The following is a 23831-nucleotide window of genomic DNA, read 5'->3' as shown; positions in this document are numbered from 1 at the left end:
CCCGGCATGGCTGCGGTCCCCCGGCCAGGCACGGCGGCTCGCCTGCGGTTGGGCGCTGTCGCTGCGGTTCCCCGCCGAAAACCTCGCCGGGCTGACCGCCGGAACGCTCGCCGCGTTCACCACCGCCAGGACCGAGGCGTTCTGGCGGCACCGCACGCTCCTCGGCGTCACCTCGGGGCATCGGGACGCCGCCGAACAGCATCGGCTGTACCTCGCCGAGACCGCACGCGGCGGCAAGCGTGTCCTGCCGCCGCAGGATTCCGCGCACGTCAGCGGTACCGCGCTGGACGTCCGGCCGCGCGAAGGCGCGCAGTGGCTGGAGGACCACGGCGCCCGCTTCGCGCTCTACCGGATCTACGACAACGAGTGGTGGCATTTCGAGTACCGGCCCGGCGAGGCTCCGCCCGCGCGGCTGCCGCACCCGGGCTGGCGGGAAGGTGTCACCCGGTGACCGTGATCCGCGCGGGACCGTTCCACCCAATGTCACGTAGCTTAAGTTGATCTTGGGCGAAGTTGACAAGTGGAGTGAAGGCTCCCTTCGCTGCGTCTGATGCGACGAAGGGGCACCTTCGGCCCTGGTCGCGGGTCGGGTTGGTCGTGAGTGGCGTTTCGGGTTCTAACCCGAATCGCCACTCACGACCCCGGTGGCTTCCAGGCACGCGAGGCACGCCTTCGCGCTGACCGGGCGTGTGACCTGCGTGCCGGCTCCATCCCAGCAAGTGGGAAGTTCCGCCCGGCGTGTGGACGCCCGCCGGGACGTGTGCGATGATGCGTCCGTGACCTCCTGCATCATCATTATCGCCGAGCGCGCCGGATAACAGCTCCACAAGAGCCCCCGGCGCGCAACCTCTCGCACCCATGCGGGAGGTTTTTTTGTTGCCTGAACACGTTTTGCCACCACCATGAGGAGTCCCCGTGACCCGCAAGGAGCCCGCCGATACGCCACTCGGCGACGCCTTCCACCTGTACGACACGACCTTGCGCGACGGTGCGCAGCGCGAGGGGATCTCCTACTCCGTCACGGACAAGCTGGCGGTGGCGAGGCTGCTCGACGATCTCGGGGTCGGGTTCATCGAAGGCGGATGGCCGGGGGCGCTGCCCAAGGACACGGAATTCTTCGCCCGAGCCGCTTCGGGCGAACTGAAACTGCGCCACGCCGCGCTCGTCGCGTTCGGCGCGACGCGGAAGGCGGGCGCCAAGGCCGAGCAGGACCAGCAGGTGCGGGCGCTGCTCGATTCCCAGGCGCCGGTGGTCACCCTGGTGGCCAAATCGGATCTGCGGCACATCGAACGCGCGCTGCGGGTCGATGTCGACGAAGCGTGCGAGATGGTGCGGGACACCGTCGCGTTCCTCGTCGGCGAAGGACGTCGCGTCTTCCTTGACGCGGAACACTTTTTCGACGGCTACGCGTTCTCCCCGGACACCGCACTGAAGGTGCTCGACGCGGGAGTGAACGCGGGCGCCGACGTCGCCGTGCTGTGCGACACCAACGGCGGACAGCTGCCGCTCGGCCTCGCGGAAACCGTCCGCGAGGTCAAGGAAAGGACCGGATTCCGGCTCGGAATCCATTGTCAGGACGACACTTCCTGCGCGGTGGCGAATTCCGTCGCCGCCGTGCAGGCCGGCGTGACGCACGTCCAGTGCACCGCCAATGGTTACGGCGAACGGGCGGGTAACGCCGATCTGTTCGCCGTGACGGGAAATCTGGTGACCAAGCTCGGCATGGAGGTCCTCCCGACCGGAGGCGCCGCCGAGCTCACCCGGGTCTCCCATGCCCTTGCCGAAATCGCGAACATCGCCCCCTACACCCACCAGGCTTACGTAGGGGCGTCGGCCTTCGCCCACAAGGCGGGACTGCACGCGAGCGCGATCAAGGTGGATCCGTTGCTGTACAACCACATCGATCCAGCTTCGGTCGGCAATGACATGCGGGTACTGGTCACCGAGATGGCCGGCAGGGCCAGCCTGGAGCTCAAGGGACGTGAGCTCGGGGTCGACCTTGCCGGCCAGCCCGAGGCGCTGACGAGCGCCGTCCGGAAGGTGAAGCGCCTCGAGTCCGAAGGCTGGTCCTTCGAGGCCGCGGACGCTTCACTGGAACTGCTGCTGCGGCGGGAGGTCGACGGCCCGCAGAGTGATGTCCTCGACGAACCGCCGTTCGAACTCGAGTCGTACCGGGTCGTGCTGGACCACCGGTCCGACGGCGAGGTCGTGTCCGAGGCGACGGTGAAGGTCCACGTCGCCGGGCAGCGCGTGATCGCCACCGCCGAGGGCAACGGCCCCGTGCACGCGCTCGACGCCGCCCTGCGCGAGGCGCTCAGCCCGCATCTGTCCTGGTTGGACAGTGTGGAGCTGGCCGACTACAAGGTGCGGATCCTGCCCGGGCACCCGGGCACCGACGCCGTCACGCGCGTGCTCGTCGAGACCAGCGACGGCGAGCGGGAATGGACCACCGTCGGCGTGCACGGCAACATCGTCGAAGCGAGCTGGCTGGCGTTGTGCGACGCGCTCGTGCACAAGTCCCTCAGGGAGGGCCCGGCGTGAGGAGTCGTACAGTGGGGGAGTGCGTCTAGCCCGAATTGCTCATCCCGGTGGTGTCGCGTTCGCTTCGATCGAAGGGGACGGCGACGACGCCCAGGTACTGGAAATCGCCGAGCACCCCTTCGGCAACCCCAACTTCACCGGCAAACGCTGGCCGCTCGCCGACGTCCGGCTGCTCGCGCCGATCCTGCCGTCGAAGGTGATCGCGGTCGGCCGGAACTACGCCAAGCACGCGGCCGAGTTCGGCAACGAGGTCCCGCAGGACCCGATGCTGTTCATCAAGCCGTCGACCACGGTGATCGGCCCGAACGTGCCCATCCGCCGTCCGCGCGGTGTCGGCCGCGTCGACTTCGAGGGTGAACTGGCGATCGTCATCGGCCAGCCGGTCAAGAACGTGCCCGCCGCCCGCGCGGCGAGCGCGATCCTCGGCTACACCGTGGCGAACGACGTCAGCGCGCGTGACCTGCAGAAGTCCGACGGCCAATGGGGCAGGGCGAAGGGGTTCGACACCTTCTGCCCGCTGGGCCCGTGGATCGAGACCTCGCTCGACGCGGCCGACCTCGCGCTCAAGTCCGAGGTGGACGGTGTTCTCAAGCAGGACGGCCGGACCTCGGACCTGGTGCACAAGATCCCCGAGCTGGTCGAGTTCGTGTCCGGCGTGATGACCCTGCTGCCCGGCGACGTCATCCTGACCGGAACGCCCGAGGGCGTCGGCCCGATCGAGGACGGCCAGTCGGTCTCGATCACGATCGAAGGCATCGGCACACTGACCAACCCGGTGCAGGACGTCTAGCCTCAGACCCCCATGCGATGAAAGATTCCTTCATCGCAAATTTCGCGATGAAGGAGTCTTTCATCACATCCGGACGCTAACCGGCCGGTTCCATCGCCCGCCGCGCGAAGGCAGGCGCGTGCTCGGGCCGCAGCCCCAGGCCCAGCAACCGGGCCGGGACGTAGGACAGCACGGGGAACCGGCCGAACAGCTTCACCATCACCTCGGGCGGACCGTTGCGCCTGCCCTCCATGACCGGCTTCATGACGTTCTTGTGCAGCATCCGCTGCAGCCCCTGCACCAGCATCGTCGGTGCGAGACGGCGCTTGCGGACCTTCGCCAGGTCCGCCACCGACGGCCTGCCCCGGCGCAGCGGCTCGGCGAGCAGGGTGGCGGCCGCGACCGCGTCCTGCACCGCGAGGTTGATGCCGACCCCGCCGACCGGCGACATCGCGTGCGCCGCGTCACCGATGCACAGCAGCCCGTCGACATGCCACTTCCGCAGCAGGTTCATCTTGACGTCGAGGAACTTGACGTCGTCGGTCGTCTTCAGCTCGTCGACCCGGTCGGCCAGGTCGGGAAGGATCGCGGCCACGTTCTCCCGGAACGCCTCGATGCCGTTTTCGCGGAGATCCTGGCCCTTGGGGCTGAGATAGGCGATCTGGAAGTAGCCCTTGCGCGGCAGCGGCACGGCGAAGCGGCGATCCCGCATCTTCGGGGTCAGCATGCCCTCGTGTTCGCCTTCCCGCCGCGAGATCCGGAACCACCACGCGTCGAACGGGATGGCGTAGTCCTTCGTCATCAGCCCGGCCTCACGGCGGGCCAGCGACCAGCGCCCGTCGGCGGCGATCACCAGGTCGGCGCGTAATTCGCCGGTCTTCCCATCGGCGTCGCGGTAGCGGACCCCGCTCACCCGGCCGTGCTCGAAGATCAGCCCGGTCATCTCCGTGCTCTGCCGCAGCGTGAACGTGGGCTCCTTCGCGCCGGCGTCGGCGAGAAGGTCCAGGAAATCCCACTGCGGGACCATCGCGATGTACGGGTGCGCCACCTTCAGCCGGGTCAGGTCGGCGAGGCGCATCATCGTGCCGTCCTCGGCCGGGAAGCCGGCGTAGGAGATCTCGCTGTGCGGCAGGCTGAGGAATTTCTCCCCGAGGCCCAGCTCGTCGAGCAACGTCAATGTCGACGGGTGCACGGTGTCGCCGCGGAAGTCCCTCAGGAAGTCCTCGTGCTTCTCCAGCACCGTGACCTCGACCCCGGCCCTGGCCAGCAGCAATCCGGCGACCATGCCCGCGGGGCCACCGCCGACGACCACGCAGTTCGTGCGTTCGCTCATCCGTCCCACCCCTTCGAAACCCTTATTCATCACTTGTTGAATAAGCTCAGCATGCACCTGCTCGACCGGCGCGTCAAGCGCCATCCGGGCGGATGCGCCGTTCGGGCTATGACGCGGGTCTCACCGGTCCGGGTGTCCGGGGCGACTGTCCAAAAAGGACGCGAGGTGTGGCGGGAACGTTCCGGAAGGACGACGATCGCGGAAATGCGCTTGTGGACGGTCCGTGACTTGAAGCCGATTAAGGATTCCGTTGTCGTCACAGGGTGTGTGCGTCGCGAATCGAGGAGTCCGTATTTCACCCGGCCGCCCGCCTTAGCCGTTGTCCGGTAACTAAAACACGTCATCTCACCAACTGGGAGTAGAGTGCCCGCGCCGGAACAGGCCAGCCTTAATCACCTCATCGGCAGAGTCGCGATCGCGCTGAGTGCCCTAGCCTCACTTGGTGGATTTCGCTCTCGTGCCCCGGACCCCGTCACGAACCACGCCGGACGCTCCGGATGGGGCGCCGTGGGAGCCGCCGGAGTTGCGGTTGGTGTGTCTCGACATCGATGACACGCTGATCGACTGCACGGCGGCGATCCGGCTCAGCCTGAGCGCGCTCACCGGTCAGAACGACCTTTGGCCGCTGTGGGATCTCATCACCGAAGAGCATGTCGCGCTGGTGGTGGCGGGCGAAATCGATTACGCGATCATGCATCACAAGCGTACTGAATGTTTCCTGGCCGAGATCGGCATTCTGGCCGACGAAGAGCAGGTCAAGGGCTTCGAAAGACGGCGTCGTGAAATTCTCACGCGTTCGTGGCAATTGTTCGAAGATGTCCTCCCGTGCCTGGAATGGCTGAGAGCCGCGGGTGTCCTTGTCGCGGCCGTCACGAACGCCTCCGGCGCGCATCAGCGCAAGAAGATCGCCGACCTCGGACTCGCCCGGTTCTTCGACCACGTGGCCATCGCCGGTGAACTCGGAGTAGCCAAACCGGACCCGGCGATGTTCCACTCGGTCTGCCTCGGCCTCGGCTGCGACCCCGCCCAGGCGGTCCACGTCGGCGACAAGCTCGACACCGACGCCATCGGCGCACGCGACGCCGGCCTGGGTGCCGTCTGGCTCGACCGGGACGGCATCGCCGAGCGCGCCCCGGCGGGTGTGCACACCATCTCCGGCCTCGACGAGCTGCCTGAGCTGCTCGTTTCCGAGTTCGCGAAGCTCGGCGTCCCCGCTCAGCGCGCTACGGAGACCCCCGCTTTCACGGTGCGGAACGGCGTGCTCTAGTATTCTTTCTCGTGCGGCACCGAGCCGGTCAAGATCGGAACGGTACCTCACTGGGGTATGGTGTAATTGGCAGCACGACTGGTTCTGGTCCAGTTAGTCTAGGTTCGAGTCCTGGTACCCCAGCTGGAGAACTCTCCGGAGTGAAACACAGAGTGACCCCCCTGCAGAGGAGGGAAACCCGGTCTGGTAAGTTTCTCCACAGCAACACAGCAGGTGAACAACTGAAAATCTCCTTCTGAAGGAGAAAGTTCCTAGCCCCCGTCGTCTAGCGGCCTAGGACGCCGGCCTCTCACGCCGGTAGCGTGGGTTCGAATCCCATCGGGGGTACTTCGCGAAAGGCGCCGATCGAAACAATCGGCGCCTTTCGCTGTTTCGGCAGCCGACATCGCGTCGGTGATCCCTTTCTCCTGCTTCCGTAATCGCGGTCACTGCACGGTGAAGCAGGGCTTGCCGCTGAAGACGTTCTCGGTCTCCGTCGCGTGCTTGAGCGGCAGTGTTGTCCACAGTGGCCAGTTCGGCTTCCGGAATGGACGCGCTGGAGAAACTCGCAGCGCGCGGCTGCCCACGACGTGTTCGGCTTAGGCGTCGCCGTTTCCTTGAGGCGCAGGGGTTCCGTGCCACCGGAAGGGGTCGTCTTCCAGTGCGGAGCGGTCCCACTGCCCGCGGTTCGCGGCGGCTTCGTAGGTGGCGTGGAGGAATTCGGCGACGGCGCGGTCTGGGTCGGGTGCGGCGCGGGCGGCCTCGTAGGGCAGGAGGAATTGCTGGAACTCGGTGCTGAAGTACGCGCCTTCGGTGCCGACCGGCTGGTCGGCGAACCCCTCGGGTTCGGGGTAGGCGTAGGAATAGAAGGCGCCTTCCGCGCCTCCGCCGGGCCAGAACCCGCAGCTGGAGAGTTCCCGGGAGTAGCCCTCGACCATGACCCAATCCCCGCAGTTCGGTGCTCCGCCGGGGTGCGGCGGCGCCGTCCGCCCGGAGAAACGGGTGCAGGCGAGATCCATTGCTCCCCAGAAGAAATGCACAGGGCTGACCTTGCCGACGAAGTGTGACCGGAACTCGCCAATCACCCGGTTCGCCTGCAGCAGCTGCCGCCAGAACAGGGCGGCCGCCTCGCCGTCGTAGGAGGCGTGGGTGTGGTCCTCGGCAAAGGGGATCGCCGGCTCGACCTCATTGGGGTACGGCCGGATCGGTGCCTCGATCCCGAGACGGCCGAGCATGTCCAGGATCCGGGTGTAGAACTCGGCGACCGGCATCGGCCGGAGCGGGAGGCTTCGCGCACCGCCGTCGCTGCTGCGGATCGCGAGCTGGTGGCCGACGAAGTCGAACTCGATCTCGAAGGCCCCCGACCGGTGCGGGATCGCGGACGTCGTCAACCCGCGAGGGCTGACGTACAGCGTCACCTGCCACCAGTGGTTGATCAGGGGAGCGTGGGCCATGCGGATCTTGCCCACGATCTGGGTCCACATGTGCAGGGTCTCGCGAGTGGGGGTCCAGTCCGAGACCCGCAGGCTCGGCCAACTCGTTGTCGCGGGGCTGGTCATCGGTTCTCACATCCTTGGCGGCGCGGGGAGGAGGTGGTGGTCATGTTCGGCGGGAGGGGCTTCGGCACATCTCCCTTATCGCGTGGGCCACGTGCCACCGCGCCGGCCGGCACGACAGCGGCGTGGCGTGCCGGTCTTTTTGTTGACGCGTCTACAACTACCCGATTTTTGATGACGCGTCAACATTGCTGGTAGGCTCCGCGCCGCGGGAAAGCCGCACGTAGGGATTGAAAGGAGGAGGGGGAATCGGGCCGTGCAGCGGTACCGGCGCCCCTGACTGCCCATGGGTGAAGCGCGCTGGCTCGACGAGCGGGAGGCGCGTGCGTGGCGCGGGATCATCGGTGTGCTGCCGCGGCTGACCGCGGCGCTGGAGCGTCAGTTGGTCCAGGACGCGGGGCTGTCCGCCGCGGAATACACGCTCTTGGTGCCGCTGTCGGAGGCTTCGGGCGGAGTACTGCGGGCGCGTGACCTCGGCCGGATGGTCGGCTGGGAGCGCAGCCGGATCTCCCATCAGGTCATCCGGATGGAGAAGCGCGGCCTCGTCGCGCGTGAGGAGTGCGGCGAGGACGCGCGCGGGTCGATGGTGCGGCTCACCGATGCGGGCCGGGCGGCCATCGTCGCCGCCGCTCCCGCACACGTCGCCGCCGTCCGGCAGTACTTCATCGGTGCGCTCACCGACGCCGAGCTCGATGTCATCGGACCCGCGCTCGAACGGGTCATGGACCGGCTTCCCGACGGCGACGGGTGACGCCGCGCCTGAGCGTGGCCGCGCGCGGAAAGGTGCCGCTCCGGGAAAGTGCCGGGAAAGCCTAGGGTCAGTGCTCGGATCTAGCATTGCTAGACAATCTAGCGACGCTAGTGCTAGCGTCGCAGGGCACGCTAGCAATGCTAGATTTCTGGAGGGTAGTCATGCTCAACGCACTTGAGATCGTCACGACCGTGGTCGTCGGCGTGATGGTGGGGGTGGAGTTCTCCGTCGCCTTCGTCGTCAACTCGATCCTCAACGCTCTTCCCGAGGACAGCATGGTGCGCGGCCGTGCACACGGTGGCCGGATGCTCGGCGCCGTCATGCCGGTCTGGTACATCGGTTCGCTCGTCCTCGTCGCGGTTTGGGCCATCGCCGCATGGCAGGACCCCGCCGCCGGACTCGTCGTCACCGCCGGTGCGCTGCTGATCGTCAGTGTGGTGATGTCACTCCTGCTGCTCGTCCCGATCAACAACCGCAGCAAGACGTGGACCACCGAGAACCGGCCAGCCGACTGGAAGGAACAGATGAACCGCTGGGACCGTTTCCACTACGCCCGTGTCGCTGTCATCATCGCCGCCTTCGCCCTGCTGGTGGCGGCACTCAGTTGAGCTCGCGGACCTCAAGCTGGAGCTCGCCGAGCCTGCCGGCCGGCGAAACCTGGTCATGCTCGCGTGGACCAGCAGTTCGGACATCGTCGACTACGCGGTGATCGTCGCCCTGGAAAACAGATCCGGCTCGGACACCGGGAACTCGGTCAGCGTGACCTTGCGGCTGGCGCGGTCGAACAGGCGGGCTCCGATCCGCCGCTCGGACGCCTGGATGTCTCGACAACGCAACCTTCCTCGCCTGCGTGGGTCTTCGCCGCGATCGGCCTGGTGACCGCGCTTCTCCTGCCGCTCCAGCGGAAGAAGCCGGTGGCCTGACCTCCGCCCGTATGTCGTCGGGTTTGCTAGCTTCTTGACCGTGAGTCTTTGATCCGGCCGGTGGCGTCGAGCAGCGCCCGTCCGATTCTCCGTATGTGGAGCGGGTTTACCGGGCCGGTACGGAGGCCGTGACGATGCCCGCGCGGATGCGGTCCATCGCGAACTCGAACTGGGAGCTCGTGGTGTGGCGTGACCGGGGCGAGACGCATGTGGCGGTGCGTGGCCCGGAGACGAGGCCCACGGTCCTGGACCTGGGCCCCGGCGAAGGTGAAACGGTCGGGATCATCTTCCGGCACGGTGCGTTCCTGGCGCCGATGCCGGTGCCGGGCCTGGTCGACACCGCCGTGACGAGTCCGCACACCACGGCTCGCTCGTTCGTCCTGCAGGGCGAAGAGTGGGAAACACCGACTTACGACAACGCCGACGTCTTCGTGGATCGGCTGGTCCGCGCCGGGGTGCTGATGCGTGATCCGCTGGTCACCGATGTGCTTCGCGGCGACACGGCCACGCTGGTCACACCGAGGTCGGTGCAGCGGCGGGTGGCCGCGGCCACCGGGCTTACCCAGGGCGCGATCCGGCAGATCGAACGAGCGAGGCAGGCCGTGATGCTGCTGGGGCAGGGGATGGCCGCGGTCGAGGTCGTGCAGCGGGCCGGGTATCACGACCAGCCGCACCTGGCGCGCTCACTGACCCGCTTCACCGGCTGCACTGCCTCCCGGCTGCGGCGGGCCGACGGCGACGAGATGCTGTCGCTTCTGTACAAGACCGACGTCGCGGTCCGCCCCTAGATTCGTGGTGACGCCGGGACCACCCGGCACCCGAAACGTCCTGGAGGGCATGTCATGGCCATCGCGCAAATCTACGTCAACCTGCCGGTCACCGACCTGGAGGCGAGCACGAAGGTCTACCTGGCGATGGGGGGAACGGTCAATCCCGATTTCAGTGGTGACACCTCCGTCCAGGTGGCGTTCGCCGACACGATCCTGGTGCAGCTGATGACCCGCGAGACGTTCGCGACGTTCACGAAGCGGTCCACATCGGACGGACCGATCGAGGTGATCAATGCACTGGCCGCCGGATCGCGCGAAGAAGTGGACCGGCTGGCCGACGCGGCGCTGGCCGCGGGGGCCACCGAGCCACGCGAGGCCCAGGACATGGGCTGGCTGTACAACCGGGCCGTCGACGACCCGGACGGCCACTGCTGGGAGCTGCTGGCCTACGACCCGAGCGCCCTGTGACGGACCGCACGGGTCTCCGCGTTGACCTCGAGTTCGGTCGAGGTCCGACCATGAGGCCATGACCCTCGAAGCAGACGAAATGCTCCTGTTCCGGAACACCATGCGGATCACCGACGGCCACCTGGAGGAGTTCACCGCCGCCGTCCGGGAAGCCATCGACTTCGTCGAGCGCAACGCGCCGCAGGTCATGGTGCAGACGTTCGTGGACGCCGATCGCATGCTGGCCTACAGCTACCAGATGTACGCCGATTCGGACGCGGTCCTCGAACATTGGCGGATCTCCGAGAACCACATCAACGCCGTGTCGGCGCACTGCACGGTGGTGGACTTCCAGGTGCACGGCTCACCGGACGAACGAGTGCTGGCGGGGATGCGCGGCATGATCGACGACGGCACCGCTGTCGTCACACCGCGGATCGCGGGTTTCGTGCGCCCTCTGCCGAGTCCGCGGGCTGGTCGATGACATCCGCTGACGCGGCCATTCCGCCAACGCTGCTGAGCGCGGTCGTGGCGATCGGCCGCCAGGCCAGGCTGCCTGTCTCGGCCTGGTTCTCGGGGGACCGGGCTCCTCGACGACGGCGATCGCACCTTGCGACGGCAGGTCCCGGTTCTCCTTCACCGCGCCGTCGATGCCTTCCGATGACCAGTTCACCGTCCGGGAGGCCCTCGGTGGAGGGCATCGACGGCCACCAAGGGGGCGGAACCGGGCACGTTCCGCTTCGGTACTGAAGGACTACACGGCCGTCGCACGCTGAGCCGTCATCGCGCGTAGAGGCGATGCATGAGCAGTTCCAATGGACCGCGGTCGAAGCGCCGGAGCCACAGGACGGCGAAGCCGATGTTCGTCAGCCCGACGAAGGCCCAGAGGCCGACGATCCACCATGGACGGACATCCGCGAAACGCTCGGCGAGGCCGAGACCCCAGCCGTAGCACAGGGCGCCGGCCAGCAGGTTCTGGAGTACGTAACAGGAGAGCGCGGTGCGGCCGACCGCGATCAGTCCACTTCGGACCGCTCCGGGCCGCTCGCGCATCCGGAGGGTGAGGTGCGTGACCAGGGCGAGCAGACCCACGGCGACGAGCGGGGGCAACAGGTACCGGTCGACGAGCAGCCAGTCCGGGCCGCCGAACCCGGTCAGCACGTTCAGCGGCAGGCCGACGGCGAAGCCGAGTACGAGCAGGCGCGAGCGGAGCCGTGCTCCCTTGTCCGTGTCATCGAAAACGCCTGCCCTGCGGAGGCGGGAACCCAGCAGGAACAAGACGACGGCGGAGGGCACGATCAGCACGATCTCAGCCCGCAGCAAGAAGAAATCGTTCAGCCGGACGGCGACCTGTGCGGGCCAGCTCGCGGTCGCGGAGGGGGCGACCGGGGCAGGCTCTCCGGAGACCTCCGGTGTGGCGACGAGCAACGCCGTCGCGGCGAGCAAAAGCGCCACGTACGTGCCGCCCACCACGACGACGACGTTCCGCACGACCCGATCGTTCCGGCCGACGAGGTACGCGACGAGCAGCGAAGTGAGCCCGTAGGCCATGAGCACGTCGCCTTCGAACACGAGCAGGAAGTGCGCGACCCCTTCCAGGAAGAGAATTCCCGCCCGGAGCGGATACCTGCCCGGCCAGGGGGCAGCGCGCCGCCGGGCGGACTGGTACTGCAATTCCAGGCCCACGCCGAACAGGATCGTCAGCAGCGCGAGGAACTTGCCGTTGGTCAGCACGCGTAAGCCGACTTCGGCCCGCTCGGCGAAGGTCGTCGCCGTGCCGACGAAGTCTTGGAAGAAACCCGCGGGCCCGCCGGGATGGGCGAACAGGAACACGTTCGTGCCGAACGTGCCGAGTATCGCCACCCCTCGGAGCAGGTCCAGAGAGGAGATCCGCCCGCCGCGGGAATGCCGCGCGGCAGCGACTGCCGACGTCTGGTGACTCATGGTGTCGAGCCTGTCACCGCACGCTTCCGGCTTCGTCCGTCGTTAGGACGACTCCGCCCCGTCACTTCGTAGCACGCCCGATCGGTGATGCGCTTGCCGTTGCACGCACTGCGTGCATAATGGCGAAGGGGTCCTGACCAAGACGAGCCCGGTGTGGAGCCGGGAGGGGAGCGGAAGAGATGACCGACGAGATCGCCGCCGAGCTACGACCGCGGGAGCCGGATTTCTCGACGATCACGACCGAGGAGCTGATGGCCTACCGTGAAGCGGAAAACCGGGCCAGGGCGTCCAAAGCGGCCCGGGCGTTCCTCGGGGAGCCGGACGACGGCGCCCTGATCGACTGGCGGGAGATCGCGTTGCCCGGCCGCGACCTGCCGGTCCGGGTGTACCGCCCGGCCGTCGGCGGCGACGTCGCCCTGCCGCTCGTGGTCCACGTCCACGGAGGCTGCTTCGTCGGTACCGCGGTGCAATGCGACTGGCCCAACAGTCATTTCGCCGCGCGGCTGCCCGCGGTGGTGGTTTCGGTCGAGCATCGCCTTGTCTCGCCGGGTGTTCCGCTCCCGTTCGCGGCCGACGACGGCTGGGACACGCTGGTGCACGTGGTGCGTCACGCCGCCGAATGGGGTGTCGACCCGGAACGGGTGGCCGTGGTCGGCGAGAGCTTCGGTGGGTTGATCAGCGCGCTGACCGCCATCCGGTCCAGGGAGGGCGGGCCGTGGCTCAAGGCGCAGGTACTGGTCAATCCGGCGGTCGACGTGACCGAGTCGATGTACGACTATCCCTCGATCGCCGAGTACGCCTACAGCCCGACCCGGGCACTGCCCCAACTCCAGCTCGTCCAACGGCTTTCGGTCCCGACGGGGGTCGACGCCCGCGCGTGGTCGCCCATCCGTGCCGACGACCTGAGCGGACTCGCGCCCGCGCTCGTGGTGGTGCCCACCCGCGACGCCCTCGCGGACCACGGTCGCCGCTACGCGGAACGGCTGCGCGAAGCCGGGACCGAGGTGCGGCTTTCCGAATATCCGGGAGCGAGGCACGGATTCCTCACGTTGCCCGGGGTGGAGCCGCAGGCCGCGGCCGCTCAGGCGGAGATCTCCGAGTTCCTGCGCGAGGCGCTCGCTTCGACCTCGATCTGATCGAGGTGCGCGGCGAGGATGTCCGCGTAGGCGTTCCGGCGGTCGGCGCCGAGCGGGAGAATTTCACGGGCGAAATGGGCCACCGCGGGGAAGCGTTCCGGGTCTGCCCCGAGGACGGCGACCCGGAATGATTCCATGCCGTGCTCGAGCTCTTCCGCGGCGAGGGTGCCGATACCGCCGTCCGCGGCGTTCAGCGCGGTCACGAGGACCGCGATCCGGTGATAGTGGGCGGGGACCCGCTCATCGGGCAGACCTGATGAGCGCAAAGCCTGGAGCAGCGCTTCCATGACGGCACGCGATCCGCCGCCGCCCGAGGCGTAGCGCCCCCAGACGGTGGCGATCTGGGGCTGCCGGGCGAAGACCTCACGGAGCCGGAACGCGATGTCGGTGACGCACTGTTTCCAGTCGCCTTCGGGTTCGTAGCCCTCCATGGCCGTGAGGAGGGCGCGGTCGGCGACGGCGCGCAGGAGTTCGGTCTTGTTCCGGAAATGCCGGTACAGACTCGAGGAATCGGTGCCGAGCACCGCGGCGAGCTTGCGCACGCTGAACGCCTCCGCGTCGCCGCCCTCCAGGAGTCTTCCTGCCGCGTCGAGGATGTCGTCGCTGGACCAGCGCCGTCGGCCTGTCATCACCGGTACTTCTTCCTGTCGCCGTCAGTGGCACAGTTTACGATCGCACGCGCCGGGTGCAACGCCGTCGGCGCGCTGGTTCCCGGGAAAGGGGCAAACGGTCATGGACGACTCCTACCGCCTGGAAGCGGGCTCGCCGTCGGTCGACGACTACCTGCGGCTGCGCCGCGAGGCGGGCCTCACCGAACCGGCGAGGGAGCAGGCCGAGCGTGGGGTCGACGGCGCTTGGGCCTCGGTCAAGGTGATCCACCGGGCCACCGATGAGACCGTCGGGATGGGCCGGGTGATCAGCGACGGCGGGTGGTACTTCCACATCGTCGACATGGCCGTCCTCCCCGCCCATCAGCGGCGCGGTATCGGGGACGCCGTCCTCGACGCCCTCCTCGCCGAGATCGACGCCGCGGCTCCGGGCGCGTACGTCAATCTTCTCGGTGACCCACCGGGGTGGCGGCTTTACCGGCGGCATGGTTTCGTCGAGACCGCTCCCGGGACCGTTGGTATGCGGCGCACGATCGAGGGGAACTCCTGACAAAATTCCGCGCCGGGAATTGACCGGGTGCCGGTGCCGGAGGCAATAGGCGAAATGGACCCAAACGCTTACGCCTTTTACTGCGAATCGGCGCGCATCCGGTAATTGCGGCGCACACTGGTCCCCTTGGCGAGGTCGGCGCCGTAGACGTGCAAGGTGATGGCGACGGTGTCGCCTTCGTTGTGCACCTGGTGGATGTCGTCGGGTGGCGCGACGCCGCTGACCGACCCGGCGGGCCGTTGCCGCTGCGCCGTCCGGACGAGCCGGTCGCCGTCGATGTCGAAGATGTTCTCGGTCTCGGTTCCTTGGAGGACAAGGAATGTGCACCACACCAGGTGATCGTGGATCTCGGTGAGCTGGCCGGGCCGCCAGACCAGCGCGACGATCGAGAAGGCGGACTCGGTGTGCAGGGTGGTGCGGGTGTACCCCTCGGGGGACCCGGCTCGTTCCGCCGCGGTGAGCAGCCGCGAAGTCGGCCGGAGTTCGGTGAGAACGGCCGCCACGGCCTGCGCGGTGGCCAGGGGTTCCGACGTTCTTCCGGTGCATTGGCGAAGACGTTTTATCAGCTCGGCGAGGCCGGGTCTGGCGGCGGTTTCGGATGCGACGGTCATTTGTTCTCCTTCTCGTCGCTTCTCATCGTGTTCCGTTGTCCGCCCGGCGTCCAATGATGAAGTTCTTCCCTTCGTATAGGTATTCTTTATCCATGCTGAACCTGGTGCAGCTCACGGTGCTGGCGGCGGTCGCCAGGCACGGTTCGATGACCGCGGCGGCGAAGGAACTGCATTACACGCAGCCCGCGGTGAGCCACCAGCTCGCGAGGTTGGAGGCCGCGACGGGCGCGAAGCTGGTCCAGCGGATCGGACGCGGCATCCGGCTCACACCCGAAGGGGAACTGCTCGCCGCCCGCGCGGCCGAGATCGTCGGCCGGGTCGAAGGCGCCGAGGCCGAGCTGGCCGCGCAGGTGGGCTTGCGCGCCGGGCGGGTCCGGCTGGCGGGGTTCCAGTCGATCCTGAGCACCGTCGTCCCCGATGCGGCCGCCGCGCTGGCCCGCGACCATCCCGGACTCGAATTGGGACTGGTCGACGAACATCCGGGTGAAGCGCTGCGCATGCTGCGGGAAGGGCGGATCGACGTCGCCCTGATCTTCCGGTACGCCGACACTCCGCGTGAGGAGCGGGGACTCCGGCTGGTGCATCTGCTGGAGGATCCGGTCTACCTGCTCACCAGCGAACCGGGGCAGACCATCGCCGATCACCGCGAATCGACCTGGATCGGCGGCTGCGCCCGATGCCAGGACGAACTCGTCACGATCTGCGGGCGGGCCGGGTTCGCTCCGCGGATCTCGATGGTGAGCGACGACATCGTCGTCATGCAGGCGCTGGTCGCGGCCCGGATGGGCGTGACCACGCTGCCGCGGCTCGCCCTCCGCGCCCACCGGATGCCGGGCGTCCACGCCACCGAACTGGCCGAGGATCCCCGTCAGATCTACGCCGTCACCTACGGCGACCCACCCGACCCGCCCGCCGCGGTCGCGCTCATCGACGCACTCCGGGCCAGCATCCGGGCCCGGTGAGATGACTTCGCCCCTCGGTCGTGAGTGGTAAGGACGGCTCTAACCGTCCTTACCACTCACGAGGATCCGTTCGACGAAAGCTCCGGCCGCCAGCAGGTTCCGGTCATCGCCGACGGCGCCGTCGAGGGCCAGCCCGGCGGGCAGGCCGTCGCGGTCGCGCCCCATCGGGACGGTCAGTCCCGGGAAGCCCGCGATGCTGCCGGGCTGGCAGTTGCGGATGAAGGTCGGGAAGGTCGGGACCGCGCGCCCGCGATGGGCGAACTTCTCGACGGCCGCGAAATCCCGGGCTGTCGCGGGGGTGGTGGGGAAGGCCAGCGCGTCGATCCCGCTGTCGGTGAAGATCTTCGCGTAGGCGTCACGCAAGGCCGAGCGGGTGGCGAGCGCCGCCTCGTAGACGGCCGGCTCGACGCCCGGCACGATCGCCTCGGCGAAGATCGCCCGGACGTCGGCCGCGGCGACTTCGGCGACGAGCCGTTCGAAGGAGACCGCGGGCACGTATTCGGCGAGGTAGGACCGGAGTGCGACGCCCGCTTCATGGATCACCAGCGGCATTCCCTGGTCGGCGACGAGTTCGGCGAGGGGTGTGTCGTCGATCGGCACGAGGACGACTCCTGCCGAACGCAACCGGGCGAGCGCGGCGGCCCAGAGTTCTTCGACCTCCTCGGCGAGGTCACCGGTCAGGAAGCCGTGCGGCACACCCAGCCGGAGCGCTGAACTCTCGATCAAGGGTTCCGGCTCTTCTCCCGCGAGCACCGCGTCGAGAAGGGCGAGATCGGCGACCGTGCGGGCGATCGGCCCGGCCGTGTCCCGGGTGGTGCTCAACGGGGTCATGCCGCCGGACGGATAGCGGCCCGAGGTCGGCCGGAAACCGCAAACCCCGTTGAGCGCGGCGGGAACACGCACCGAACCCCCGGTGTCGGTGGCCAGCCCAGCCGGAACGATGCCCGCCGCGACGGCGACCGCGGTCCCGCCGCTGCTTCCCCCGGCGAACCGGGACGGGTCGCGGGCGTTGCGCACCGGGCCCAGCGGGGTCGTGTCGCAGGTGATGCCGAACGCGAGTTCGTGCATGGCCGCCTTGCCGATGACGACGGCGCCCGCGTCGACCAGGCGCCGGACCACCTCCGCGTGCTCGAGCGGAACGTGGTCCGCCAGCGCCGGGGTGCCCGCGGTGTTCGGCATCCCCGCGACGTGGATGTTGTCCTTGACCACCAACGGGATACCGGTGAGCGGGCCACTCGTCTCCGGTGTGCCGTCGTCCGCCGCGAGATGGCTGATCGCGTTGAGGTGCCGGACTTCTTCCGCGCGCGAGCGGCTTTTCGAAGCGCTCCAAGGTCCAGTCACGGTCGCCAGCTTAGCGTGACAAGGACCACAGTCACTGAAAAAGACAATCGTTTTCATTAAGCTGCGGCGCGCCACCTTCCCACAAGAAAGGTCGATCGTTCATGAGCTCTGGTCCCTCGCTGCACATTCTCACGCGCTCGGATCTGCGCAACCTCGAACTCACCCCGGACGAGGCGATCACCATGGTCGAAGACGGCTACCTGGCGTACGCGTCCGGAGCCTCGCGGAACCCGGCGAAGCTGATGGTGCCGATGCCGGATCCCGCGCGGGACGCCGTCGCGTACTCGATGCTCGGCTACGACGGATCCCTCGAGCAGGCCGCGTTCAAGACGAGCTACCGCCAAGGCAGCACGTCGGCCGAGAAGTACTACACGACGATCACCCTCTACGACGACACCACCGGTCTGCCGTTCGCGCTCATGGACTGCCACCGCGTCGGCGCCACCCGCACGCCCGCCAGCACCGCGCTGATCGCGCGTTCCTGCGCCCGGCCCGGCGCGCGATCCGCGCTCATGGTCGGCACCGGCGCACAGGGGATCCGGACGCTGCCGTACCTGCTCACCGCGCTGCCGGAACTGGAGCGGCTCCGGTTGTTCGGCACGCATCCCGACGGCCTGCGCGACAGCGTCGCCGCGGTGAAGGAGCGGTTCCCGGACCGCGAGGTCGACCTCGTCGACGACGTGGAGGCCGCGGCGCGCGAGTCCGACATCGTGGTCGCGGCGTCGGGCCGCGCGGCCCACCCGAAGATCCGGCTCGGCTGGCTGCCGCCGGGCGGGCTGCTGATCTCGGTCGCCAGCAAGGGAGTCCAGGAGGGCACGCTCGCCGAGGCCGACTACACCGTGGCCACCAGCGGCGCGCAGGTCGAGGTGACCGGGCAGCGGATGGCGGGCCCGGACGGCGTGTTCCGGATCGACGCCGAACTGCCGGAGATCCTCGCCGGTCGCGCGCCCGGCCGTCGCGGCGACGACGACCGGGTGTTCGCCTTCAGCAGCGGCATGATCATCACCGACATCCCGGTGGCGCACGCGCTGGCCGCCCGCGCCATCGCGGCGGGCCGTGGCCGCGAGGTGGCCCTGTGGACCTGATCGACACCCTTTCCCCGCCCCTGCCCGCGCTCGAACGCCCGTGGGCGCCGCGTTTGCGTGACTCCGACACCCTGTGGGAGATCGCCCGCGCTGTCGGCGGCGGGCCGTTCCATGTGGTCCATCCGGCCACTTTCGCCGAGAACCTCGGGGGAATGGTCGCGGCACTCGCGGCCGAGCGCGTCGAAGGCACCGTCTACTACGGGAAGAAGGCCAACAAGGCGGCGGCGTGGCTGCGGGAATGCACCCGGCCCGGCACGGGCGTCGACGTCGCGAGCGTGCCCGAACTGGTGCACGCCCTCGGCAACGGCCTGCGCGGCGAGGCGATCGGGATCACCGGCGCCGCCAAACCGGACGGCCTCCTCTGGCTCGCCCTGCGGCATCGCTGTCTCATCGCGGTGGACGCGGCCGACGAACTGGAACGCGTCGCGCGCATGGCCACCGAACTCGGGGAGACGGCCCAGGTGCTGCTGCGGGTGAGGCCGCCGTCCGCGCCGGAGAGCAGGTTCGGCTTCGCGCCCGACGCCTTGAAAGCGGCTGTGCGGCGGTGCGCCGAATCGGTCGTCCTGCGCGGTTTCTCGTTCCATCTCGACGGCTACGCGCCCGAGCCGCGGGCGGAACTGGCCGCGTACCTGATCGATCTGTGCCACGACGCCCGCGCGCTCGGGCAGCCCGCGTCGAAGATCAGTATCGGCGGCGGGATCGCCGTGTCCTATGTGGACGCCGGTGACTGGGCGCGGTTCGAGTCCGGCAGGCACGACGGCTGGTTCCACGCCGGCCGCAACCCGGCCCGGACCTACCCGTACCACCAGGCGCCCGCCGGGGCGGCCATGGTGACCGCGATCCTGCGGCACGAGATCGCCGGGAAACCGCTCGCGGAGCGCCTGCGCGCGGCCGGGATCGAGCTGCTGCTCGAACCGGGCCGGGCGCTCGTCGACGGCGCCGGGTTCTCGGTGTTCCCGGTGCTGGGCTGCAAAACCGCCGAAGACCACCTGATCACCACGGTCGCGGGCCTGTCCATGAGCCTGTCCGAACAGTGGAAGGGCAGCGAATTCCTGCCCGACCCGCTCCTCGTGAGCCGGGAAGCAGTCGACGGCACGCCGGTGCGCACCGTCGTCGCCGGTTCGAGCTGCATGGAGTACGACGTGCTGACCTGGCGCGCGGTCGAGCTGCCCGCGCGGCCGAGGACCGGCGATCTGCTCGTGTACCCCAACACGGCCGGCTACCAGATGGACAAGAACGAGAGCGGCTTCCATCAGCTTCCCCTGCCCCCGAAGGTGGTGGTCGACGGCGACCGCTGGCACGCCGACACCGACTACCCGATCCAGGAGATCCGATGACGATCGTCCGGCGCGCGTCCGAGCTGATCGGGAACACGCCGCTGCTGGAGCTCGCGCGCACCGGCACCGGGACGCGTCTCCTGCTCAAACTCGACCACCTCAACCCGACCGGCTCGTGCAAGGTGCGCATGGCCAGGCAGATGATCGACGAGGCGGAACTCGAAGGACGGCTGCGGCCGGGCGGGCATATCGTCGAACCCACCTCCGGCAACACCGGCAACGGGCTCGCGCTGGTGGCGCTGGAACGCGGCTACCGGTTCACGGCCGTGGTCGACCACCACGCCGCCCGGGAGAAGCTCCGGATGCTGCGCGCGCTCGGCGCGGAACTGGTGTTCGTCGACGGCCCGCCGGACGGCGGGGTCAGTTCTGTCCAGCGGCGGCGGGTCGCGGCCCGGATCGCCGCGGAAACCGGCGCCTACCATCCGGATCAGCACAACCATCCCGGCAACGGCAACGGGTACGCCGGTCTGGCGCGGGAACTGCTCGGGCAGCTCGGCGACGTCGACGTGCTCGTCGCGGCGATCGGCACCGGCGGCTCCCTGTGCGGGACGGCGCGCTTCCTGCGCGCGGCGGGAACGGACACCCGCGCGGTCGCGGTCGAACCAGTCGGCTCGATCATCTTCGGTGGTGCGCCGGGGATCTACCACCAGACCGGGGCGGGCAGTCCGGCCGGCTTCCCGGTCGGGGACAACGTCGACCGGTCGGTGATCGACGAAGCCCATCGAGTGTCCGACAGTGACGCCTTCGCCGGGGCTCGCGTCGTCGCCCGGCGCACGGGCGTCCTGGTCGGCGGGACCACCGGCGGCGCGATCCACGTCGCGCTCCGGCGGCTCTACGCGTATCCGGCCGGGAGCGTCGTCGTGGTGCTGTGCAACGACGCGGGGGAGAAGTACCTCGACTCGGTCTACGACGACGAATGGCTGCGTGCCAGGGGAGTGCTCGACGAACTGGCCCATCGCCGGATGGAGCGGTGGTTCGCCACCTACGCCGCGTCCGTGCGAGCGGCCACCCGCGACCGGACGACTCGTCCGATGGCGGTGGGCGTATGAGCACGGCGGTGGCGGCCCGCGGATACCGCGCGCTCGTCGCGCTGGCCGCGCCCATCGCGGGAATCCAGCTGGCGCAGGTGGCGCTCACCAGCGTCGACCTGGCCATGCTCGGGCTGCTCGGCGTGACCGCGGTGGCGGCGGGCGGGCTGGCGATCCTGCTCTACAACCAGATCCGCACCATGTGCGTCGGCATGGTCACCGGCGTCGGGAATCTCGTGGCCACGGCGGCCGGGGCGGGGGAACTCCGCACCGGCACCGGTGAACTCGACGAGCGGGCGCGGGACGAGATCCGGTCGCTCCTGCGGTCCGCGCTGCTCGTCGCCACCCTGACCGCGACGGCGGGCGCGGCCGTCCTTTGTGGACTGGCGGCCGCCTTGCCGTTGCTCGGGCAGAAACCGGAGATCGTGTCGCTCGCCAGGGCGATGATGTTCGCGCTGGCGGGCGGGCTGTTCCCCATGGTGTGGCTGAACGTGATGCGCCAGTTCGCCGTCGGGCTGCGGCGCCCGGGTTCCCTCCTCGCCGTGACCTTGGTGTCGATCGCGGTCAACGCCTTCCTCAACGCGGCGTTCGTCTACGGCTGGGCGGGCCTGCCCGAGCTGGGCGTCGCCGGGATCGGCCTGGCGACCACGCTGGTCCAGTTCTTCACGCTCGCCGTGTTCGCCTCGGCCGTCCGGCGGGATCCCCTGCTGCGTCCCATGGTTTCGCTCGCGCTCTGGCGCGCGGATCCGGCGGTGGTCCGGCGCATCGTCCGGCACGGGACCCCGATCTGTTTCACCTACGGGTCGGAAGCCGCGATCACCTCGATCGCGACCATGCTGATGGGCGCCTTCGGCCCGGCGATGCTCGCCGCGTCGAACGTCGCGAACCAGCTCGCGTACATCGTCTACCAGGCCAACATCGGCCTGTCGCAGGGATCGTCCATTTTGGTCAGTCGCGCGGTCGCCCACGGCGATCGCGGGCGGGCGCCGGTGATCGCCCGCCAGGCGCTCACCCTTTCCTGGTCACTCATGGCGGTGGTGAGCCTGGCGTACCTGGTGGTGCCGGAGGTGCTGTTGTGGCCGTTCCTGCACGACGAGGCCGACACGGTGGTGGTCGGCACGGCGTCGGCCCTGCTGGTGTTCGCCATCGCGCAGCAGTACAGCAAGGGAACGCAGAACATCCTGGTCGGCTTGCTGCGCGGGCTCGGTGACACCGTTTCCGGCCTCCGCTGCACTCTCGTGGGGTACTGGGCGGTGGGTGTGCCGGCGATGTTCTTGTGCGCCTACGTGTTCGCTTGGGGCGGCTGGGGTGTCTGGGCCGGTCTGTGTCTCGGCTTCGCGGCGACCGCGGTCCTGCTCGGACGGCGTTTCGCCGGTCAAGGGCTCGGTTCGGCGCGATAGCCGTCGATCCGGGCGAGCAGGTCGCGGGACGCTGGATCGGTGTGCCGGCGCAGGAGGGCGGCCAGCGGCGCGAGCCGGTCCTTGGTGCGGGTGGAACCGAGGCCGCGCGCGAGGTCCAGCGCCTCGGTGCCGGTGCGGACGGCTTCGTCGAAATCGCCCTGGAGCGCGTGGTTCTGCGCGAGCATGATCAAGGTGAGCGCGAGACTGCGGGACATTTCCTTGCCGTAGCCACCGACGGCGTCGTGTAACCGCGCGATCGCCTCTTCGCTGTGCCGCGAGGTGGCCGTCCTGGCCAATTCGGTCAGGACGGTCCCGTGCATCGCGGCCATGTCCGTGGTGCCGAAGAAGGCTTCCCAGGGTCGTGCCGCCGCCCAGGTGTCCGCGCTCTCGAACTGACACTCCGCCCGCGTCAAGCTCGCGAGGGCGGCGCGCTCGTCGCCTGCCTTGGCCAGTGCCCACGCCTCGTTGATCGTCAGGATCGCCTGTGCTCGCAGGGAACCGGAGCGATGGGCGGCGGCCTGGCCTTGGCGGAGATGGTCCAACCCGCCCTCGACGTCGTCATGGTGCAGCGCCAGCCTGCCGAGGCGGTAACAGATGTTGGCCATGAGATTGTCGTTGCCCGCCGCGGCGGCGAGACCGAGCGCGCGGTCGAACCGGAGCCGCGCCGGAATCCGGCGGCCGATGTCGAATTCCGTCCAGCCGAGCAGATTGTGCAGATCGGCGAGCACGGTCAGCAGCCGCGACCGGAGCGTGCCGGGGACCGTCCCCCAATTGAGCAGCAGGCTGACCGATTTCACGACGTGCACCGCGTCGTGGGAAAAGGCGCCGCCCTGCCGGTAGTCCAGCGCGCGCAGGACGTCGACGGCGTTTTCGAGACTTTCGACGTCGGTGGTGCCGATGCGATCCGGCGGTCCGCCTCTTCCGGTCGTTGTCATGGACTCACCTCACGCAAGTCATGGCCCGGTTCACCGGCTACCCGGAGTCGCCCGGTCCGAAACCGGCCGTCACTCCTCGGGGGTCTTGATTTGACCGGTTCCAGAGACGCTCTTATCGTCCATGGTGATGTCCGACTTCGAGGCACAGCTGCGAGCGGTTTCGCTGCGCGTGACTCGGCCCCGGCTGGCCGTGCTCGCGGCGCTGCGCGATCATCCGCACGTCGACACCGAAACGGTGATAGCGCTGGTGCGGGCCGACCTTCCCACGGTCTCCCACCAGGCGGTCTACGACGTGTTGCGGGCGCTCACCGAAACCGGTCTGATCCGGCGTATCCAGCCCGCCGGCGCGCTCGCCCGCTACGAGGCCCGGGTGGGGGACAACCATCACCATGTCGTCTGCCGTTCCTGCGGTGCGATCGCGGACGTCGACTGCGCCGTCGGCCATGCCCCCTGTCTCACCGCCTCGGACGATCACGGGTTCGTGATCGACGAGGCGGAGGTCGTCTACTGGGGCCTGTGCCCCGGCTGCGCGGCCGACCCCGTCCAGCGATGAATTCG

The 23831-nt window shown here is 68.8% G+C and carries 25 protein-coding genes and 2 tRNA genes; 19 read left to right on the top strand and 8 right to left on the bottom strand.

The genetic code is table 11. The features are described from left to right. From LCL61_RS33710 to LCL61_RS33700, 3 genes are all read left to right on the top strand, one after another. Positions 1-451, top strand: a 451-nt coding sequence (locus LCL61_RS33710; RefSeq protein ID WP_340683487.1) for a D-alanyl-D-alanine carboxypeptidase, incomplete at its 5' end; no start/stop codon positions are given. A gap of 464 nt (positions 452-915) precedes the next feature. After that, complete coding sequence (gene cimA, locus LCL61_RS33705; RefSeq protein WP_340683486.1) at positions 916-2541, top strand: citramalate synthase; 1626 nt, start codon at positions 916-918, stop codon at positions 2539-2541. 19 nt (positions 2542-2560) lie between these two features. Next, positions 2561-3331, top strand: coding sequence for a fumarylacetoacetate hydrolase family protein (locus LCL61_RS33700; RefSeq protein WP_192742985.1), 771 nt, complete (start codon positions 2561-2563; stop codon positions 3329-3331). 76 nt (positions 3332-3407) lie between these two features. Here the strand turns inward: LCL61_RS33700 and LCL61_RS33695 are convergent, their stop codons facing one another. Then, positions 3408-4643, bottom strand: a complete 1236-nt coding sequence (locus LCL61_RS33695) for an FAD-dependent oxidoreductase (protein ID WP_340683485.1) — start codon at positions 4641-4643, stop codon at positions 3408-3410. A 532-nt stretch (positions 4644-5175) separates the two neighbouring features. Between LCL61_RS33695 and LCL61_RS33690 the strand changes: the two genes are divergently transcribed. The 3 genes from LCL61_RS33690 (at position 5176) to LCL61_RS33680 (ending at position 6237) form a co-directional block, all read left to right on the top strand. Then, complete coding sequence (locus LCL61_RS33690) at positions 5176-5910, top strand: HAD family hydrolase (protein WP_340688740.1); 735 nt, start codon at positions 5176-5178, stop codon at positions 5908-5910. A gap of 51 nt (positions 5911-5961) precedes the next feature. Continuing rightward, a tRNA-Gln gene (locus LCL61_RS33685) sits at positions 5962-6033 on the top strand. Between the two features lie 131 nt (positions 6034-6164). Further along, positions 6165-6237: transfer RNA gene (locus tag LCL61_RS33680), tRNA-Glu, on the top strand. Positions 6238-6488: 251 nt separating this feature from the next. On the opposite strand, the gene LCL61_RS33675 is transcribed toward LCL61_RS33680, so the two are convergent. Then, positions 6489-7448 carry a DUF5996 family protein gene (locus LCL61_RS33675; RefSeq protein WP_340683484.1) on the bottom strand — a complete coding sequence of 320 codons (960 nt, stop codon included), beginning with the start codon at positions 7446-7448 and terminating at the stop codon, positions 6489-6491. A gap of 283 nt (positions 7449-7731) precedes the next feature. Here LCL61_RS33675 and LCL61_RS33670 point away from each other — a divergent pair, with 283 nt between their 5' ends. Next, positions 7732-8196, top strand: a complete 465-nt coding sequence (locus LCL61_RS33670) for a MarR family winged helix-turn-helix transcriptional regulator (protein ID WP_340683483.1) — start codon at positions 7732-7734, stop codon at positions 8194-8196. Between the two features lie 161 nt (positions 8197-8357). Next, complete coding sequence (locus LCL61_RS33665; protein ID WP_340683482.1) at positions 8358-8804, top strand: DUF1772 domain-containing protein; 447 nt, start codon at positions 8358-8360, stop codon at positions 8802-8804. A 90-nt stretch (positions 8805-8894) separates the two neighbouring features. Here LCL61_RS33665 and LCL61_RS33660 read toward each other — a convergent pair whose 3' ends face one another. After that, a complete protein-coding gene (locus LCL61_RS33660; RefSeq protein ID WP_340683481.1) occupies positions 8895-9032 on the bottom strand; it encodes a LysR family transcriptional regulator in 138 nt (45 codons plus the stop codon). A gap of 182 nt (positions 9033-9214) precedes the next feature. Here LCL61_RS33660 and LCL61_RS33655 point away from each other — a divergent pair, with 182 nt between their 5' ends. From LCL61_RS33655 to LCL61_RS33645, 3 genes are read left to right on the top strand one after another with little or no spacing between them, the layout of a single operon-like run. Beyond that, positions 9215-9907, top strand: coding sequence for a helix-turn-helix domain-containing protein (locus tag LCL61_RS33655; RefSeq protein WP_340683480.1), 693 nt, complete (start codon positions 9215-9217; stop codon positions 9905-9907). Between the two features lie 54 nt (positions 9908-9961). After that, on the top strand, positions 9962-10357 hold the full coding sequence (locus LCL61_RS33650) for a VOC family protein (protein ID WP_340683479.1): 396 nt from the start codon (positions 9962-9964) through the stop codon (positions 10355-10357). 58 nt (positions 10358-10415) lie between these two features. Then, positions 10416-10820 carry a hypothetical protein gene (locus LCL61_RS33645; protein ID WP_340683478.1) on the top strand — a complete coding sequence of 135 codons (405 nt, stop codon included), beginning with the start codon at positions 10416-10418 and terminating at the stop codon, positions 10818-10820. Between the two features lie 296 nt (positions 10821-11116). Here LCL61_RS33645 and LCL61_RS33640 read toward each other — a convergent pair whose 3' ends face one another. Next, entirely contained in the window at positions 11117-12280 is a 1164-nt protein-coding gene (locus LCL61_RS33640) for a DUF418 domain-containing protein (protein WP_340683477.1), read from the bottom strand. 179 nt (positions 12281-12459) lie between these two features. Between LCL61_RS33640 and LCL61_RS33635 the strand changes: the two genes are divergently transcribed. Next, positions 12460-13416 (top strand): alpha/beta hydrolase, encoded by a 957-nt coding sequence (locus LCL61_RS33635; RefSeq protein WP_340683476.1) that lies wholly within the window; start codon positions 12460-12462, stop codon positions 13414-13416. Here LCL61_RS33635 and LCL61_RS33630 read toward each other — a convergent pair. Next, positions 13362-14045, bottom strand: a complete 684-nt coding sequence (locus LCL61_RS33630) for a helix-turn-helix domain-containing protein (RefSeq protein ID WP_340683475.1) — start codon at positions 14043-14045, stop codon at positions 13362-13364. The genes LCL61_RS33635 and LCL61_RS33630 overlap by 55 nt on opposite strands. A gap of 103 nt (positions 14046-14148) precedes the next feature. Here LCL61_RS33630 and LCL61_RS33625 point away from each other — a divergent pair, with 103 nt between their 5' ends. After that, on the top strand, positions 14149-14574 hold the full coding sequence (locus LCL61_RS33625; RefSeq protein WP_340683474.1) for a GNAT family N-acetyltransferase: 426 nt from the start codon (positions 14149-14151) through the stop codon (positions 14572-14574). Between the two features lie 77 nt (positions 14575-14651). Here the strand turns inward: LCL61_RS33625 and LCL61_RS33620 are convergent, their stop codons facing one another. Beyond that, positions 14652-15185 (bottom strand): cysteine dioxygenase family protein, encoded by a 534-nt coding sequence (locus tag LCL61_RS33620; protein WP_340683473.1) that lies wholly within the window; start codon positions 15183-15185, stop codon positions 14652-14654. Positions 15186-15277: 92 nt separating this feature from the next. Between LCL61_RS33620 and LCL61_RS33615 the strand changes: the two genes are divergently transcribed. Next, entirely contained in the window at positions 15278-16147 is an 870-nt protein-coding gene (locus tag LCL61_RS33615; protein ID WP_340683472.1) for a LysR family transcriptional regulator, read from the top strand. Between the two features lie 39 nt (positions 16148-16186). Here LCL61_RS33615 and LCL61_RS33610 read toward each other — a convergent pair whose 3' ends face one another. After that, positions 16187-17488 carry an amidase family protein gene (locus tag LCL61_RS33610; protein ID WP_340683471.1) on the bottom strand — a complete coding sequence of 434 codons (1302 nt, stop codon included), beginning with the start codon at positions 17486-17488 and terminating at the stop codon, positions 16187-16189. Positions 17489-17589: 101 nt separating this feature from the next. Here LCL61_RS33610 and LCL61_RS33605 point away from each other — a divergent pair, with 101 nt between their 5' ends. The 4 genes from LCL61_RS33605 to LCL61_RS33590 are packed head-to-tail and all read left to right on the top strand — an operon-like array spanning position 17590 to position 22338. After that, the gene (locus LCL61_RS33605) at positions 17590-18573 is read left to right on the top strand and encodes an ornithine cyclodeaminase (RefSeq protein ID WP_340683470.1); all 984 of its coding nucleotides are present in this window, start codon (positions 17590-17592) and stop codon (positions 18571-18573) included. Next, a complete protein-coding gene (locus LCL61_RS33600; RefSeq protein WP_340683469.1) occupies positions 18564-19910 on the top strand; it encodes a Y4yA family PLP-dependent enzyme in 1347 nt (448 codons plus the stop codon). The genes LCL61_RS33605 and LCL61_RS33600 overlap by 10 nt, the downstream gene beginning before the upstream one ends. Continuing rightward, positions 19907-20959: a cysteine synthase family protein gene (locus LCL61_RS33595; RefSeq protein ID WP_340683468.1), complete on the top strand. Its 1053-nt coding sequence runs from the start codon at positions 19907-19909 to the stop codon at positions 20957-20959. The genes LCL61_RS33600 and LCL61_RS33595 overlap by 4 nt, the downstream gene beginning before the upstream one ends. Further along, positions 20956-22338 (top strand): MATE family efflux transporter, encoded by a 1383-nt coding sequence (locus tag LCL61_RS33590; RefSeq protein ID WP_340683467.1) that lies wholly within the window; start codon positions 20956-20958, stop codon positions 22336-22338. Before LCL61_RS33595 ends, LCL61_RS33590 begins: the two co-directional genes overlap by 4 nt. On the opposite strand, the gene LCL61_RS33585 is transcribed toward LCL61_RS33590, so the two are convergent. Next, positions 22314-23273 (bottom strand): hypothetical protein, encoded by a 960-nt coding sequence (locus LCL61_RS33585; RefSeq protein WP_340683466.1) that lies wholly within the window; start codon positions 23271-23273, stop codon positions 22314-22316. The two genes, LCL61_RS33590 and LCL61_RS33585, sit on opposite strands and share 25 nt — an antisense overlap. 127 nt (positions 23274-23400) lie before the next feature. Between LCL61_RS33585 and LCL61_RS33580 the strand changes: the two genes are divergently transcribed. Next, positions 23401-23826 (top strand): Fur family transcriptional regulator, encoded by a 426-nt coding sequence (locus tag LCL61_RS33580; protein ID WP_340683465.1) that lies wholly within the window; start codon positions 23401-23403, stop codon positions 23824-23826. Positions 23827-23831: the final 5 nt, after the last annotated feature.

Source organism: Amycolatopsis coloradensis, assembly GCF_037997115.1.
Classification (GTDB): domain Bacteria; phylum Actinomycetota; class Actinomycetes; order Mycobacteriales; family Pseudonocardiaceae; genus Amycolatopsis; species Amycolatopsis coloradensis_A.
This window is presented reverse-complemented; position numbering and strand designations above follow the sequence as displayed.

What these genes read in the sequence shown, in the direction of transcription:
- LCL61_RS33615 (WP_340683472.1), top strand. Translation starts at nt 15,278, where the DNA reads ATGCTGAACCTGGTGCAGCTCACGGTGCTGGCGGCGGTCGCCAGGCAC.
- LCL61_RS33620 (WP_340683473.1), bottom strand. Translation starts at nt 15,185, where the DNA reads ATGACCGTCGCATCCGAAACCGCCGCCAGACCCGGCCTCGCCGAGCTG.
- LCL61_RS33605 (WP_340683470.1), top strand. Translation starts at nt 17,590, where the DNA reads ATGAGCTCTGGTCCCTCGCTGCACATTCTCACGCGCTCGGATCTGCGC.
- LCL61_RS33595 (WP_340683468.1), top strand. Translation starts at nt 19,907, where the DNA reads ATGACGATCGTCCGGCGCGCGTCCGAGCTGATCGGGAACACGCCGCTG.
- LCL61_RS33665 (WP_340683482.1), top strand. Translation starts at nt 8,358, where the DNA reads ATGCTCAACGCACTTGAGATCGTCACGACCGTGGTCGTCGGCGTGATG.
- LCL61_RS33675 (WP_340683484.1), bottom strand. Translation starts at nt 7,448, where the DNA reads ATGACCAGCCCCGCGACAACGAGTTGGCCGAGCCTGCGGGTCTCGGAC.
- LCL61_RS33640 (WP_340683477.1), bottom strand. Translation starts at nt 12,280, where the DNA reads ATGAGTCACCAGACGTCGGCAGTCGCTGCCGCGCGGCATTCCCGCGGC.
- LCL61_RS33625 (WP_340683474.1), top strand. Translation starts at nt 14,149, where the DNA reads ATGGACGACTCCTACCGCCTGGAAGCGGGCTCGCCGTCGGTCGACGAC.
- LCL61_RS33580 (WP_340683465.1), top strand. Translation starts at nt 23,401, where the DNA reads ATGTCCGACTTCGAGGCACAGCTGCGAGCGGTTTCGCTGCGCGTGACT.
- LCL61_RS33585 (WP_340683466.1), bottom strand. Translation starts at nt 23,273, where the DNA reads ATGACAACGACCGGAAGAGGCGGACCGCCGGATCGCATCGGCACCACC.
- LCL61_RS33590 (WP_340683467.1), top strand. Translation starts at nt 20,956, where the DNA reads ATGAGCACGGCGGTGGCGGCCCGCGGATACCGCGCGCTCGTCGCGCTG.
- LCL61_RS33630 (WP_340683475.1), bottom strand. Translation starts at nt 14,045, where the DNA reads ATGACAGGCCGACGGCGCTGGTCCAGCGACGACATCCTCGACGCGGCA.
- LCL61_RS33645 (WP_340683478.1), top strand. Translation starts at nt 10,416, where the DNA reads ATGACCCTCGAAGCAGACGAAATGCTCCTGTTCCGGAACACCATGCGG.
- LCL61_RS33695 (WP_340683485.1), bottom strand. Translation starts at nt 4,643, where the DNA reads ATGAGCGAACGCACGAACTGCGTGGTCGTCGGCGGTGGCCCCGCGGGC.
- LCL61_RS33635 (WP_340683476.1), top strand. Translation starts at nt 12,460, where the DNA reads ATGACCGACGAGATCGCCGCCGAGCTACGACCGCGGGAGCCGGATTTC.
- LCL61_RS33670 (WP_340683483.1), top strand. Translation starts at nt 7,732, where the DNA reads ATGGGTGAAGCGCGCTGGCTCGACGAGCGGGAGGCGCGTGCGTGGCGC.
- LCL61_RS33650 (WP_340683479.1), top strand. Translation starts at nt 9,962, where the DNA reads ATGGCCATCGCGCAAATCTACGTCAACCTGCCGGTCACCGACCTGGAG.